This window comes from Cryobacterium adonitolivorans (assembly GCF_004402695.1).
Taxonomy (GTDB): Bacteria; Actinomycetota; Actinomycetes; order Actinomycetales; family Microbacteriaceae; genus Cryobacterium; species Cryobacterium adonitolivorans.
Map to the genome: position 1 here is coordinate 224,313 of NZ_SOFL01000002.1, position 14,626 is coordinate 238,938.

General features: G+C 68.1%; 12 protein-coding genes and 1 pseudogene. 9 read left to right on the forward strand and 4 right to left on the reverse strand.

From position 1 onward, the window contains the following. Positions 1-25: 25 nt before the first annotated feature. Together E3O42_RS01335 and E3O42_RS01340 are read right to left on the reverse strand one after the other, a co-directional pair. Positions 26-1,228, reverse strand: a complete 1,203-nt coding sequence (locus E3O42_RS01335) for an MFS transporter (RefSeq protein ID WP_134452133.1) — start codon at positions 1,226-1,228, stop codon at positions 26-28. Positions 1,229-1,244: 16 nt separating this feature from the next. Beyond that, complete coding sequence (locus E3O42_RS01340; RefSeq protein WP_134452134.1) at positions 1,245-1,910, reverse strand: GntR family transcriptional regulator; 666 nt, start codon at positions 1,908-1,910, stop codon at positions 1,245-1,247. Between the two features lie 176 nt (positions 1,911-2,086). Between E3O42_RS01340 and E3O42_RS01345 the strand changes: the two genes are divergently transcribed. Then, positions 2,087-2,932 (forward strand): SDR family NAD(P)-dependent oxidoreductase, encoded by an 846-nt coding sequence (locus tag E3O42_RS01345; protein WP_134452135.1) that lies wholly within the window; start codon positions 2,087-2,089, stop codon positions 2,930-2,932. Between the two features lie 8 nt (positions 2,933-2,940). Here the strand turns inward: E3O42_RS01345 and E3O42_RS01350 are convergent, their stop codons facing one another. Beyond that, positions 2,941-3,777 (reverse strand): hypothetical protein, encoded by an 837-nt coding sequence (locus E3O42_RS01350; protein ID WP_134452136.1) that lies wholly within the window; start codon positions 3,775-3,777, stop codon positions 2,941-2,943. A 173-nt stretch (positions 3,778-3,950) separates the two neighbouring features. Between E3O42_RS01350 and E3O42_RS18250 the strand changes: the two are divergent. The 8 genes and pseudogenes from E3O42_RS18250 to pflA form a co-directional block, all read left to right on the forward strand. Next, positions 3,951-4,375, forward strand: a pseudogene (locus E3O42_RS18250) (DUF72 domain-containing protein); the annotation flags it as partial. A gap of 174 nt (positions 4,376-4,549) precedes the next feature. After that, positions 4,550-5,938, forward strand: coding sequence for an FAD-binding oxidoreductase (locus E3O42_RS01360; protein ID WP_198414027.1), 1,389 nt, complete (start codon positions 4,550-4,552; stop codon positions 5,936-5,938). A 235-nt stretch (positions 5,939-6,173) separates the two neighbouring features. Further along, positions 6,174-8,087, forward strand: coding sequence for an HNH endonuclease signature motif containing protein (locus E3O42_RS17865; protein ID WP_166787859.1), 1,914 nt, complete (start codon positions 6,174-6,176; stop codon positions 8,085-8,087). Positions 8,088-8,330: 243 nt separating this feature from the next. After that, positions 8,331-8,585 carry a BatC protein gene (locus E3O42_RS01375; RefSeq protein ID WP_134452139.1) on the forward strand — a complete coding sequence of 85 codons (255 nt, stop codon included), beginning with the start codon at positions 8,331-8,333 and terminating at the stop codon, positions 8,583-8,585. Then, on the forward strand, positions 8,585-9,844 hold the full coding sequence (locus E3O42_RS01380; protein WP_134452140.1) for a cupin domain-containing protein: 1,260 nt from the start codon (positions 8,585-8,587) through the stop codon (positions 9,842-9,844). Before E3O42_RS01375 ends, E3O42_RS01380 begins: the two co-directional genes overlap by 1 nt. Beyond that, positions 9,841-10,743 (forward strand): sucrase ferredoxin, encoded by a 903-nt coding sequence (locus E3O42_RS01385; protein ID WP_198414029.1) that lies wholly within the window; start codon positions 9,841-9,843, stop codon positions 10,741-10,743. Before E3O42_RS01380 ends, E3O42_RS01385 begins: the two co-directional genes overlap by 4 nt. Before the next feature lie 198 nt (positions 10,744-10,941). After that, positions 10,942-13,209 carry a formate C-acetyltransferase gene (gene pflB, locus E3O42_RS01390; RefSeq protein WP_134452141.1) on the forward strand — a complete coding sequence of 756 codons (2,268 nt, stop codon included), beginning with the start codon at positions 10,942-10,944 and terminating at the stop codon, positions 13,207-13,209. Positions 13,210-13,255: 46 nt separating this feature from the next. After that, positions 13,256-14,140, forward strand: coding sequence for a pyruvate formate-lyase-activating protein (pflA, locus tag E3O42_RS01395; protein ID WP_134452142.1), 885 nt, complete (start codon positions 13,256-13,258; stop codon positions 14,138-14,140). A gap of 141 nt (positions 14,141-14,281) precedes the next feature. On the opposite strand, the gene E3O42_RS18690 is transcribed toward pflA, so the two are convergent. Next, on the reverse strand, positions 14,282-14,416 hold the full coding sequence (locus E3O42_RS18690; protein ID WP_255454896.1) for a VOC family protein: 135 nt from the start codon (positions 14,414-14,416) through the stop codon (positions 14,282-14,284). Between the last annotated feature and the right edge of the window lie 210 nt (positions 14,417-14,626).

A 14,626-nucleotide genomic window follows, 5' to 3' on the forward strand; every position in this document is an offset into this window, starting at 1 on the left:
TCCTGAAGCCCGGTTTCGACCCGGCTCAGGCGCGGCGCAGCCCGACCGCGGTCAGCACCAGGCAGCCGGCGCACGCGGCGGCCAGCAGCGCGAGCATGGTCGGGTAGCTCGCGAACTTGGTCAGGCTTGCGAAAGCCACGGGGAGCAGGAAGCCCACGTAGGTGAGGCTGTAATAGACGCCGGTGATGCCGGCGAGATCCGAGGGGGTGGAGATCCGCTGGATCTCGACAAGGCCGGCGACGACCGTGATGCCGTAGGCCGCGCCCAGCAGGATGGCCGTGATCAGAGCCAGCACCGGGGAGAGCGTGACGGCCGTGCCGACGGCGCTGAGGATACCCGTGAGCATGAGGCCCATGCCCACGAGGATGGCCCGGCCGTGAGTGATCGAGTTGAGCCTGGAGACCTGCGGTTGCACCAGGGCTCCGGTGCCCAGGGTAAGCACGGTCAGGAGGGTGGCGAAGGCCAGGTTGAGTTCGCCGAGCTGCGACTCCACGAGCTTGGGCATCATCGCGTAGGCGATGCCGGCGGCACCGAAAACCCACGGCGCTGTCGGCAGCACCACCCGCAGGAACCGGCGGTGGCCGGCCAGCGGCACCTGCAGGTCGAGCCACAGTGACCCGTGCATCCGGCTGCGCGGCACGGTTTCCGGTGTACGCAGCAGGCGGGGCAGGATCAACAGGCTCAGCACAATGTGCACGGCGTATGGCAGCAGCGTCGGCATCGGGCCCCACTGGGCCAGCACGCCGGACACCCCGGCGCCCAGGCCGAATCCGACGGTCAGGGTGAGGGCGGGACGCCTGGCGCCGGCGGTCGGCCGGGCCACCAGGTCGAACGGGGCGCTCGAGAGCTCCTTGATCCAGGCGGTGCCGACCGACATCGCCACGCCCACGCTCAGGCCGGCGAGGAACCGGCCCAGGCAGATGACGACCTCGCTGGAGAACCCGAGCCCCAGCAGGATGCTCGCCACGATCCCGGCAATGACACCCGCGATCACCAGGGGCTTGCGTCCGTGGCGGTCGGAGAGCGCGCCGGCCAGCAGGAGGCCGGGAACCAGGCCGACGACGTAGAAGCCGAGGAAGAGGTCGGCGGTCACGGTGGAGTAATGGCCGAGGGTCTCGTACATGTGTAGCAGCGGGGTGAAGTGGTTGCCGCCCCAGGCCATCACGAACAGGGCGGGTGCGGCGAGGTGCCACGGGGGAGTGGCGCGGGCAGTGTGGCGGTTGGTCATGGTGCTTTCTGGTTTGCTAAAGCGTCCGGGGCAGGCGGTGGCCGGATTCCAGGTGGGCCCGGAGCGCCTGGTCGTAGGCGGCGGTGTCGCCCACCCGCAGGTGGTCGGCCAGGAGGCGATGTTCGGCGATGAGCCTGTCGATGCTGTCGGGGTCGCGGGCGGCCACCCGGTGCACCAGGCGCTCGAGCCGGGGGCCGAGGCGGGAGTAGATCTCGTCGATGACACTGTTGTGGGTTTCGTCGACGACCCTGGAGTGGAAACGGTGATCGGCACGGGCGTAGGCCAGAAGATCGCCTGCGGAGGCGGCATCCGTCTGCTTCTGGATCAGAACACGCAACTCGGCGTCGACGGCGTCGATGTGGGTGGGGCGCTCGCCGAGGAGCTGCACGGCCTTCGTCTCGAGCAGGATGCGCACCTGCAGGAGTTCGGTGGTCTCGGTGTCGTCGACCGCGGTGACGACGGCGCCCTTCTTGGGGAAGAGCCTGAGCAGCCCGGCCGACTCCAGTGCGAGAAAGGCCTCCCGGACCGGGGTGCGGCTGAGCGCGAGGGACGCGGCGACATCGCCCTCGGTGATGAGGGTGCTCGCCGCGAGCTCACCCGAGATGATCGCGTCGGCCACGTGGGCGTAGGCGCGCTCCACGGCGGAGGAGCCGGCCGTGCGGGAGCCTGCCGGGATTGTCATTCCCTCATCATATCGAGAAACTGGGCTGATAAATGCATCAATAACCTCAACGCGGTTCGCCGGTGGCTCGCCGAATGCCGGCCGGGCGTCAGCAGTAGAGTTCAGGGATCGTGAGTCGATGATGCCTCGACCCGAGATCTGCCGGCATGACGCCGGCCCGACTGGAAGAGCAACTGATGAGCGACCGAACCATTGTGATCACCGGCGCCAGCGACGGCATCGGTGCGGCAGCCGCGCGAGCGCTGGCCGCGACCGGTGAGCGCATCGTCATCGTCGGGCGCTCGCCGCAGAAGACCGAGGCGATCGCCGCGGAGCTCGGTGCGGATCACTTCGTTGCCGACTTCGGCCGGCTCGCCGAGGTGCGCACCCTGGCCGCCGAACTCCTGCAGCGCTATCCGCGCATCGACGTGCTGGCGAACAACGCCGGCGGCATCATGGGCAACCGCGAGGTCACCGTCGACGGCCACGAGAAGACCTTCCAGGTGAACCACCTGGCTCCGTTCCTCCTCACCACCCTGCTGATGGATCGCCTCGTCTCCAGCCGAGCGTCGGTGGTCAACACCTCGAGCACCGCCAACCGGTTCGGTCGGGTCGACCTCGACGACCTCGAGAACGAGCGCAAGTACTCTCCCAACAATGCCTACGGTGACGCGAAGCTCGCGAACATCCTCTTCACCCGGGAACTGCACCGGCGCTACAGCGCGCGGGGCATCGTGACGGCAGCCTTCCACCCGGGTGTTGTCGCCACGAGCTTCTCCACCGGCTCCACGAGCATCATGCGGCTGGTGTACCAGACCGCACTCAAGCGAATGCTCATCACTCCGGAAAAAGGTGCGGACACCCTGGTCTGGCTGGCGAGCACGGCCGCCGGCGTGGACTGGCAGTCGGGTGAATATTACGAGAAGCGCCGGCTGCACTCCACGAACCGTCAGGCCACGGATGCCGGCCTCGCGACGGCGCTCTGGGAACGCAGCATCGACATGGTGGCCACCGACCTGCTCCCGCAGGGCAGCGTCCTGTAACGAGCGGCTCAGGCAATCTTGGTCAGGGACGTGAACGACATGGTCGCTGATTGCCCCTTCTGGCAGGTTTGGTAGAGCAGGTCGTAGCCGCGGGGAATGTCGGCCGTGCTGTCCTGGTCGGCGTTCAGCATGACCACAATGCCGTCCACCCGGTACGTGCCGGCGTGCACACCGGTGAGGGTGATCACGGTTCCGGCGTCGTCCGGGAAGTCCTTGCCGCCACACGACCAGTGCTCGGCGATGGTGGGCACGTCCTGATAGTGCGCGGTCACGTCCACGGAGCCGACGCACTGGTCGAGCTCCGGCGTCCAGCCGATGGCGTGCACGTCGTTGGAGTACCGCTCGCGCAGGATTCGGTCCTGCTCGGCCTGCCACTCGGCCACGGCAGCGGTGACGGCCGCTACCGGGGCGGTGAGGTCATCGGCGATGCTCTCCACGCCATTCGCGGCGCCGAAGTCAAACGCGGAGAGGGCGCGGGCGCCATCGCTCACCCCGGCGCCCAGCTCGAGAAGGGTGGGCGAGGCGGCCGAGGTCGCCGCGGTGCTCTCCGCTGCCGTGAGCTCCTGGGCGGCCGCGCTCAGGCGCGTGGTCGCGGTGTCAATGGCGTCGGCCAGCACGAGTCGGGGCTGCTCGTTGAGTACCTTGCCAGCGCTCGCGGCCAGGGTGGCGATGGCGTCGTCGAGGGCGGTCTCGCCGGCGGTGACGGTCTGCACGGCCGCGGCCTGATCATTCTGGAAGGCGGCAGCCGCGGCATCGTATGCGCCCTGGGCCGCGGACAGGGAGACCGCCCGCGCGACGAGGACGACCGCCAACAACAGCGCGAGGGCGAACGCGGCCAGGATCATCCTGGCGCGGGCGCCCGTTGCCCACCGCGCCGGCGTGAGGCGTGGGAGAGAAGAGAGTCGAACATCCCCTGAAATTGGTGCCACCCCCTGTGTCTGCGTGCCTGCGACACTGCGTGCCGGTCGTATCAAAGTCTCGTGACTTGAAATACTACTGTCCCGGTGTTACCACCACATTGATGATTCACATCGGCACCTCGGGCTGGAGCTACGACCACTGGGAGGACGTGCTCTATCCCGTCGGCCTGCCCGCAGCGAAACGGCGGGGGAACTACATGGACGCCTTCGACACTGTCGAGCTCGATGCGAGTTTTTACCGATGGCCCCGGACGCGGCGTTCGCGGGCTGGCATCACCGGCTGCCCGCGGGTTTCTTGATGACGGTGAAGGCGCCCCGGGCCTGACCCACGCCTGGACTATTTCCTCGGCGACCTTCCGTGGTGGATCCGGGTGGCGGTGGAGTTTCGGCACGAGAGCTGGGTCGATTTGCCCTGCTGGAGCGGCACGGAGCCTGGACGTTGCGCGCGGAGCTTCGGGGTGTGAACCGGCGCTGTGCTCCAGCGCGCACGATGCCCAAGGCCCGCACAAGGCCCCTAGCGCCCGGGGCGTGGGTGAGATATGCAAAGCGGTGACGGAGCGCCGAAATGCGGAACCGACCTTGCCAAACAGCAGGTCGCCCAGAAAACACCTGCATAGAATTGTGGCCCGGGCGCGGTCTGACGAGTGAGCGCGTCGATGAGGCACCGGTAGACGGTGCGTATCCAACAGAGGTATTCATGACCATGACCGACGTCGCGTCCACAGTCGTCACCGAGCTTTCCGCCGTGCTCTCCAGCGCACAGATCGTGACGGGGCCCCGCACCGAGAGCAACCGGCGCGACCAGTCCGAGGGCACCCTGAGCGGCGAACCGCTCGCCGTGGTGTTTCCGGCCAGCACCGAAGAGGTGGCCGCCGTGGTCACCATCGCGGCGGCCCACCGCATCCCGATCGTGCCGCAGGGGGCCCGCACCGGGCTGGCCGGCGGGGCGAACGCGATCGACGGCGCTATCGTGCTGACCACCACCCGGCTCAAGAAGATCCTGGTGGTTGACGCCGCGAACCAAACGGCCACAGTGCAAGCCGGGGTACGCACCATCGCGCTCGCCCGTGCGGCCGAGGCCGTTGACCTCTTCTACCCGCCGGACCCCGGCTCGTGGCGCGCCTCCACCATCGGCGGCAATGTGGCCACCAACGCCGGGGGGATGCTCTGCGTCAAGTACGGCGTCACCGGCAACTTCGTGCGCCAGCTCACGGTGGTGCTCGCCGACGGGTCGATCGTGCACACCGGCCAGCGCACCATCAAGGGCGTGGCCGGCTACAACCTCACCGCGTTGCTGGTGGGCTCCGAAGGAACCCTGGGCATCATCACCGAGATCACCGTGGGCCTGCTGCCCAAACCCGGCAGCCCCTCCGGCGTTGCGGCGACCTTCGCCAACACGGCGGATGCCCTGGCCGCCGCCAACACGATCGTTGCCGGCGACCGCCGGCCGAGCGTCCTCGAATTCCTCGACGGTGCCTGCATCGCCGCCATCAACGCCTTCGATCCCGCCTCGATCCTGCCCGCCGGGGCGGGGGCCCTGCTGCTCGTGCAGTCCGACCAGATCGGCCAGGCACACGACGACGTCGAGGCCTACGCCGAGGTGCTGCGAGCCGCCGGAGCCGACGAGGTCACCATTGCGCACGATGCGGAGTCGCTCGAAAAGCTGATGAGCGCACGGAGGTTGCTGCACCCGGCCGTGCAGGCCGTGCGCGGCGGCTGCCTGAACGAGGACATCACGGTGCCACGCTCCCAGCTGGGCGCCCTGCTACTGGGCCTGGCCGAGATCTCCCGGGAACTCGACGTGCCGATCAGCACCGGCGGCCACATCGGCGACGGCAACCTGCACCCCGTGATCGGTTACGACCCCGAGGTGCCTGCCGAGATCGACAAGGCGCACGCGGCGTTCGCCAGGGTCATCGACCTGGCCATCTCGCTCGACGGGTCGGCGTCGGGCGAGCACGGCATCGGTGTGCTCAAGCGGGCGCACCTCGACGACGAGCTCGGCCCGGTGCTGCGCGACCTGCAGTTGCGGGTGAAGGCAGCCTTCGACCCGTACTCGATCCTCAACCCCGGCAAGAAGCTCTAGGGCGCCGCTGGCCGGGATCTGATTCCCTCATCGGGCGTGCCCACGGGATGCGTGTCTCCGCTGATCGAGCTTGTCGAGACCCCCGTGAGGTGCTTGTGTGGCGCGCCCCGCCCGCTGGTCGAGCTTGTTGAGACTGCGCGGGCCGTCTTTCCGCGGCGAAAAATGTTTCGATATTCGCTTGTGAATAAGTTGACATTATCTCGCATGTAAGTCTGATTCGTGAGAGAATGGGGTTATGGACGAAGAGCTAGTTGGCTCCACCGCACCGACGGGAACACCTCCCGGCGGCCCGGATCTCCATGACTGGAACACCGCCCTGGCCACTCCAGCACCGGATGTTGCTGGCCTGAATACCGCCAGCCTGAGTGGAACCACCGACATTGCGCCCGGCCCGGAGTCCGGTCGTGCGGGCGGCCCTGAAGCCGTCGCCGCCGCAGGCACGCCGGGCCGCACTCGGCCCCGTGGTTCCCGCGGGACCCACCCCGGTCAGCCGCGCAGCGGCCCGAGCGTGGGGCAGCCCCAGTGGCGGGATCCGGCCGAACTCCCCGGCGTGCAGCGCGCTCACACCGGCGCCTTCGGTGACAAGCTCCGAGTCCTCGAGGACGCCGCGGGCATGGTTCAGGCGGTGCTGGAGTCGATCGACCTCGACGCGCTCAGCGACGCCGAAGTGGTGGCGTTCACCCAAATGGTCGAACACGCCGGCCGGCCGGTGGACGCGGCCAGGGTCGGCGCCGCGACCGTTGTCGGCTACCGGTCCCGGCCCGGGTTGGGCCGGGACTCCATGGCCTGGCGGTTGGGCGCCTCGCACCAGAACGACCTGCTCACCCGGCTGACTCTGGCGTCGCGGCAGGAGATGAAACGGCGGCTGGCTCTGGGTGAGAAGGTGGCCCAGAGGGTGCTGGGTGGTCAGGTCCTCGAGCCGGAGTTCCCCGCGGTCGCCGCCGCGCTGAAAGCCGGCGAACTCGGGGTCGATGCGGCGGAAGCCATCGTGAAAGGGCTGACCGACTACAAAGTGCACGGTCGTTTCGACGCCGATCAGACCGAGGTGGAATCCGCCGAAATCGGCCTCGTCGAACGGGCGACCGGGTCGGTCTTCGACCGCATCCCCGGCACTGGCGACATTGGCACCGGCACCGGCACCGGCACCGGGACGGGCACAGGCGCCGGCACTGACTCTGACACGGACGCTGACGACGTGGGCGTCGGTGCCCGTTCTGGGTTCAGCGGTCCGATCCATCGGCTCCGCGACTCCGACGGGTTCACCTACCCGGCCGATGACCTCCGGCCCATGGCCGTGCGGATGCAAGCGTTGCTCAACCCTGACGGGCTCGCTCCGAATGCGAGCACGGTCGAAGCGACCTCCACCATCTCCTTCGGCGAGCTCACCCGGGGCCTCTACCCGCTCCGGGGCGGCGTGACGCCGGACCTCAAGGGTGTGATCCAGAACCTGTTCAACACTTTCCAGTCCGCCCGCTCGGCGCCCCGGTTCCCGTCCGCCGAGGAGCAACAGCGCATTGAGGCCGGCGAGCTGGTGCCGGGCGAGCTGATCGACGAACGCACCGGCGGCGAGAAGCGGGCCGACATCCTCCGCGGCATCCTCGTCCAGGTGGCCCAGGATCCCCGCATTCCGACGATGGGCGGCCTGCCGCCGACGTTGATGGTGCACGTGAACGCCCTCGACCTGCTCAAGCAGGCCGGCGTCGGCTGGATCGACGGGGTAGACGCGCCGATCTCGATGAAGACCATCAACCAGATGATCGACAACGGCGGCTTCCAACCCATCTTCTTCGGCGGTACCGGCGCCGTCCTCGGCCTGGGCTCCAAAGCCCGCTGCTTCACCCCGATGCAACGCAAAATGATCGCCGCCCGCGACGGCGGCTGCATCATCCCCGGCTGCGACTGCCCACCCCAATGGACCGAAGTGCACCACGTCATCCCGTGGCAGACCGGCGGGATAACAAACGTGGGCAACGGGGTGCTGCTGTGTTGGTACCACCATCACAACATCGACACCGCCGGGTGGAGAATCCGGATGGTCGCCGGGCTACCCCAGGTGAAAGCACCGCACTGGATCGACCCGGCCGGGAAATGGCGCACACCCGAGAAGCACCGGGCGCACGACCCCGAAACACGACGCCAAGATGAGTAGCCCCGACGGCAAGACGGACGGCAAGACGAACGGCCCGGCATGCAGCTGCCCTACCCGGATGTCGCGACGCTCTCGGCGCGGCGGGTGGAACTGCCGTCCGGCGGGGCTCGGTCGGTTTCTGGGCCGCCAGAGGGCATTTTCGGCTGGAGTATTTCCGGCGGGAGTACTGCCATCCGGACCGTGCGCGACGTACTATCGCCTTGGGCGCCAGCCGGCGCCCGGTTACGGCAACGGAGGTACGCAGTGGGCATCAACGACGACGACATCACCACATCCGGCGCGGATTCGAACGAAGGCACGGCCGACGGCGGCGCCAACCAGGCGGGCCATGACGGCGGCGCCGACGGAACCGCGAACGCCGGAGAAGGCACCGCCGACGGCGGCGCCAACCCGGCAGGCCACGACGGCGGCGCCGACGGCTCCGCCTCGAGCGAGGGCATCGCGGACGGCGGCGCCAACCCTGAAGGTCACGACGGCGGCGCCGACGGAACCGCCTGATGACGAGCGAGGGGCGCGGGGCGAGCGATCCTCCCGCGCTCGCGCGCTTGCTCTCGGTATCGCCGGATGCCTTCGCCGCCGACTACTGGGACCAAAAGCCGCTGTTTACTCGCGCGGCCACGCTGCCAGGCAGGTTCGATGACCTTTTTACCGCAGACGCGGTCGACGAACTCGTCACCCACCGGGGACTGCGCACGCCGTTTGTGCGCATGGCGCGAGAGGGTGTCGTGCTCGACGCCGGCCGGTTCACCGCGCCCGGCGGACTCGGCGCCGAGATCGCCGACCAGGTCAGCGCCGACAAGGTGCTCGACGAGTTCACCGGTGGAGCCACCCTGGTGCTCCAGGGGCTGCATCGCACCTGGCCGCCGTTGGCCGAATTCACCCGTCAGCTCATGAGCGACCTCGGCCATCCCGCCCAGGTGAACGCCTACGTCACCCCGGCCTCCGAGCGCGGTTTCGACCCGCACTACGACGTGCACGATGTCTTCGTTCTGCAGATCGCGGGGGAGAAGCGCTGGCGCATCCACCCGCCGGTGCACCCGCGCCCGCTACGCGCCCAGCCGTGGACCGACCATCGTCGTGCCGTGGAACTGCAGGCCCAGAATGAACCGGCCATCGACGAGGTCTTCAGGCCCAACGACGTGCTCTACCTGCCTCGAGGCTGGATCCACTCGGCGACGGCGCTCGGCGGCACGTCGATCCATCTCACCATCGGCGTCGCCGCCCTCACCCGCCACGACGTGCTGCACGAGGCCATCGCGCACGCGGCGGCCTCCGAAAGCCTGCGCGCCGCCCTGCCCCTGGGCATCGACCTCACGGATGCGGCGACCGTCGGCGCCCTGCTGGCCGATACCGTCGACGATTTCGCCCGGTTCACCGGCGCGGAGCCTGCCCCGGCGGAACCTACCCCGGCCCAGGCAGTATCCGCGCGACTGGCCCGCCGGGTGCGAGCCTCCACCCGCGCCGAGCCGATCGCACCCCTGGCAACGACCGCGGCCGCAACAGCCCTGCACGAGGCCACCACGGTGAGCCTGCGGCGGGGACTCGGCGCCCGATTCGGGCCGGGCCCGAACCCCGGCGACGTGTCCCTCGTGCTGCCGGACAAGACCGTGACCCTGCCGGCGGAGGCCGCCGACGCGCTGACGCAGATCCTCACCGGGCACACCGTGCAGGCCGGCGACCTGGCCGGGCTGGATGCGGCGTCATCGCTCGTTGTGGCCCGACGCCTGGTGCGCGAGGGCGTCCTGGTGGTGCGGTGAGCCTGCCCGCAGCCCCGGGCTGGCTGCCGTGCAGCGATCGTTCCCTGGAGCGCGGCGATCCGCTCCCGGGCACGGCGGGCTACGGCGAACGCTGGTTCCTCGTCGAGATCGACGGGGCCTGGGGCGCGCACGCGTTCCTGCAGTCGCCGCTGGACCCCGCACTCGCCCGGGCCCTGGTGACGCGCATCGAATCCGCGGGCATCCGGCCGCTCGCCATCCGCCGAACCGGCCGTAGTGCGAACCAACGGCGCGCCCAAACCGAGTGGCGGTGGGCGGCCGTGGACGCCAGGGTCGGTCACGAACGAGTGCACTGGGGAGTGGTGTCCGACCCTGCCGATCTGCTGCGCGTGCCGCTGGACGGGGCGGGCGGCGCGCCGTCGACCGAGCCGCTCATCTGCGTGTGCACCCATGCCCGGCACGACCAGTGCTGCGCCGTGAAGGGGCGGCCGGTGGTCACCGCCCTCGCCCAGGCCTACCCGGCCGCCACCTGGGAATGCTCCCACCTCGGCGGGGACAGGTTCGCGGCCACCCTGATCCTGTTCCCACACGGGCTGTACTACGGCCGGGTGACCGGCGCCGAGGCCCCTGACCTTGTTGACGCGTACCTCGACGGTCGCATCGAACCGCGCTGGTTCCGGGGCCGCAGCTCGCTGCCCAATGTGGTGCAGGCGGCAGCCGCGTTCGCCCGGGCGAACCGGGGCGACAACCGTATCGACGCCTTCGACTACAGGTCCTGGACGGAGTCGGGGGGAGTGCACACCGTGAGCTTCAACCACGGCGGAAAACAGCTCGCGGTGCGACTCACCGAGAGCCTGTCGGCGCCGCTGCTCAGCACCTGCGCGGCCAGCTCTGCCCAGCCGGTGCGGGAGTTCGAACTGCGCTCGATCGCCCCCGGCTGACAACCCCCCAACTGGAGGTGATTACGGGACCAAGGTCCCGGTTTACGGGCCTCCTCTGAGGGTAGTGTTCCAAACAGAGGGCGAACCACCGGCACCTGGCACTAGCTGGTACCTCGTGGTCCTGCTCTCATGGCCCGCACGGTGGGATAAACACCCAGTCAGCGGGAAAGCCTCGATCCTACAAGGAGAGCACACCATATGACCGTCACAGATGGCATCCGAAGCGACCAGCAGGGTCTTGCAGAAACCGGCCCCGCCGAATTCGTCAGCGGCCCGTGGCAGGACTCGATCAACCTGCGCGACTTCATCCAGCGCAACTACACGCCGTACCTCGGCGACGCGAGCTTCCTCGCCGGCGCCACCGAGCGCACCACCGGCATCTGGGCAAAGCTGTCCGCGATGTTCCCGGTAGAGCGCGAAAAGGGCGTCTACGACATCGACGCGACCACCCCGTCTTCCATCACCGCGCACAAGCCCGGTTACATCGACAAGGACAACGAGGTCATCGTCGGCCTCCAGACCGACGCGCCGCTCAAGCGCGCGATCATGCCCTTCGGCGGCTGGCGCATGGTCGCCACCTCGCTCGAGACCTACGGCTACCCCGTGTCGCCCGAGCTCGAGACGATCTTCACCGACTACCGCAAGACCCATAACACCGCCGTCTTCGACGTCTACCCTCCCGGCGTGCGCCGTGCGCGCAGCAGCCACCTGATCACGGGCCTGCCGGATGCCTACGGCCGCGGCCGCATCATCGGTGACTACCGTCGGGTTGCCCTCTACGGCATCGACGCCCTGATCGCCGGCAAGAAGAACGATCGCGCCGAACTGGACATGGAGCCCTCGACCGAGGACATCATCCGTGCCCGCGAGGAAAACTCGGAGCAGATCCGGGCCCTCAAGGAACTCGCCCAGATGGCCGCCAGCTACGGCTCGGACATCTCCAAGCCCGCCACCACCGCCAAGGAAGCCGTTCAGTGGCTGTACTTCGCGTACCTCGGTGCGGTCAAGGAGCAGAACGGTGCGGCAATGTCGTTCGGCCGCAACGCGGCCTTCCTCGATGCCTACATCGAGCGCGACCTCGCCGCAGGCACCCTGACCGAAGAGGGCGCCCAGGAGCTCATTGACGACCTCGTCATCAAGCTGCGCATCGTGCGGTTCCTTCGCACCCCGGAGTACGACGAGATCTTCGCCGGCGACCCCACCTGGGTCACCGAGTCGCTCGCCGGCATCGGTGAAGACGGTCGCCCGCTCGTCACCAAGACCGCGTTCCGCTTCCTGCAGACCCTGTACAACGTGGGCCCCGCACCCGAGCCGAACCTGACCGTGCTCTGGAGCGACAAGCTGCCTGAGGGCTTCAAGCGCTTCTGCGCCCAGGTCTCGATCGACACGTCGGCTATCCAGTACGAGTCCGACGAACTCATCCGCAACGAGATGGGTGACGACGCCGCGATCGCATGTTGCGTCTCGCCGATGCGCGTCGGCAAGCAGATGCAGTTCTTCGGAGCCCGCGTCAACGCCGTCAAGGCGCTGCTGTACTCGATCAACGGTGGCAAGGACGAGGTGTCCGGCAAGCAGATCGCCCCGGCCACCGCGCCGAACACCGACGAGGTCCTCGACTACGACACCGTCTTCCCCGCCTACCTCGAAACCCTCGAGTGGCTCGCAGAGACCTACGTCACCGCGCTGAACTGCATCCACTACATGCACGACAAGTACGCGTACGAGCGCCTCGAGATGGCACTGCACGACAAGGAAATTATCCGCACCCTGGCCTGCGGCATTGCCGGCCTGAGCGTGGTTGCCGACTCGCTGTCCGCCATCAAGTACGCCACGGTCCGTCCGGTGCGCGACGAGACCGGCCTGGTTGTCGACTACACCGTTGAGGGCGAATTCCCCACCTTCGGTAATGACGACGACCGCGTCGACGTCATCGCGGTCGACGTCATGGAACGCTTCATGACGATGATCCGCAAGCACCCGACCTACCGCGACGCCATTCACACCCAGTCGATCCTGACGATCACGTCCAACGTGGTCTACGGCAAGGCCACCGGCAACACGCCCGATGGTCGCCGTAAGGGTGAGCCGTTCGCACCGGGGGCCAACCCGATGAACGGCCGCGACACGCACGGCATGCTCGCGTCGGCACTCAGTGTCGCGAAGCTTCCGTACAGTGAAGCGCAGGACGGCATCTCGCTGACCAACACGGTTGTCCCGAGCGGCCTCGGCCACACCAAGGATGAGCAGATCACCAGCCTGGTCGGCCTGCTCGACGCATTCACGTCGGCCACCGGTTACCACCTGAACGTCAACGTGCTCAACAAAGAGACCCTCGAAGACGCGATGCTGCACCCGGAGAACTACCCGCAGCTGACCATCCGAGTTTCCGGCTACGCCGTGAACTTCGTTCGCCTCACCCGCGAGCAGCAGATGGATGTCATCAGCCGCACGTTCCACTCGCACTAAAGAAAACCCTTAACAGATGACCGGCAACGCTAGGTAGGACGAGACCATGACTGCAATCAACCTCGGCTTCCCTAGCGTTGCCTGTCCTGTTGTCGTCGAGCACGTCGACCTGTCGGTCGACGTGGCCGACGAGATCAGTGCCCTGAACGACGTCGACCGCAAGGCCGAACTGCACACCCTCGAAATGAAGGCAATCCGCGACGGCACCGTCGCCAGCGTGCATTCCTGGGAGCTCGTGACGGCCGTAGACGGCCCCGGCACCCGCATGACCCTGTTCCTCTCCGGCTGCCTGCTGCGCTGCCAGTACTGCCACAACCCGGACACCTGGAAGATGCGTGACGGCCTGGTCACGCCCATCGACGACCTCGTCGCCCGCATGACCCGCTACCTCGGGGTCTTCAAGGCCACCAACGGTGGCCTCACCATCTCCGGCGGTGAACCGCTGATGCAGCCCGCTTTCGTGAAGCGGATGTTCAAGGAGGCGCACGCCCTGGGTGTGCACACCACCCTGGACACCTCCGGCTACCTCGGCAAAAGCGCCTCAGACGAGCTCCTCGACAATGTCGACCTGGTGCTGCTCGACGTCAAGTCGGGCCTGCCAGAGACCTACAAGAAGGTCACCGGTCGCGAGCTTGCGCCGACGATCGCCTTCGGCGACCGGCTCGCCGAGCGCAACATCCCGGTCTGGGTGCGGTTCGTGCTGGTGCCCGGGCTCACAGACGCCGTCGACAACGTCGAAGCTGTCGTCGACATCGTCGCGGGCTGGCCCAACGTTCAGCGCGTCGAGGTCCTGCCCTTCCACCAGATGGGCGAAGACAAATGGGACCGCCTGAGCATCCCGTACCCGCTGCATGGCGTGCACCCGCCGGAGAACGACGTGCTCAACCGGGTGCGCGGGCAGTTCGAGGCCCGGGGACTGACGGTCTTCTAAAAGTCCAACATCTGACACCCGACGAATACCGTCGGACCGTTCTCCGCGTTCGCCCAGGCCGATATCATCAACCACCACGCTCTGGACATGGCCGAGGGCAAGACCTATGTGCCGGGTCATGTGCGGTCGGCGGCCGCAACTCTAGTCGCTGATCTCGATGGTGCCGTCGGGGGAGACGGGGAACCCCGGCGCGAAGGCGGCCTCCCACAGGTGTCCATCCGGGTCGGCGAAGTAGCCCGAGTAGCCACCCCACACCGCACGGGCGGCCGGTTTCACCAGCCGGGCCCCGATGGCGAGGCCGATGTCGGCCGCCAGGTCGGCGTAGCCGAAGAGGCCGATCCAGGTGCCGCTGGTGCGGAACCAGGTGATGTCTGTGGACGGATCGCCACGTTGCTCCCAGCCGAGACTGGAGTAGAAGCGACCGCTCTGGCGAGGTCGGCCACCCCGAGGGTCACGATGGTGAAGCTGGCGGGGAGGCTCATCGGC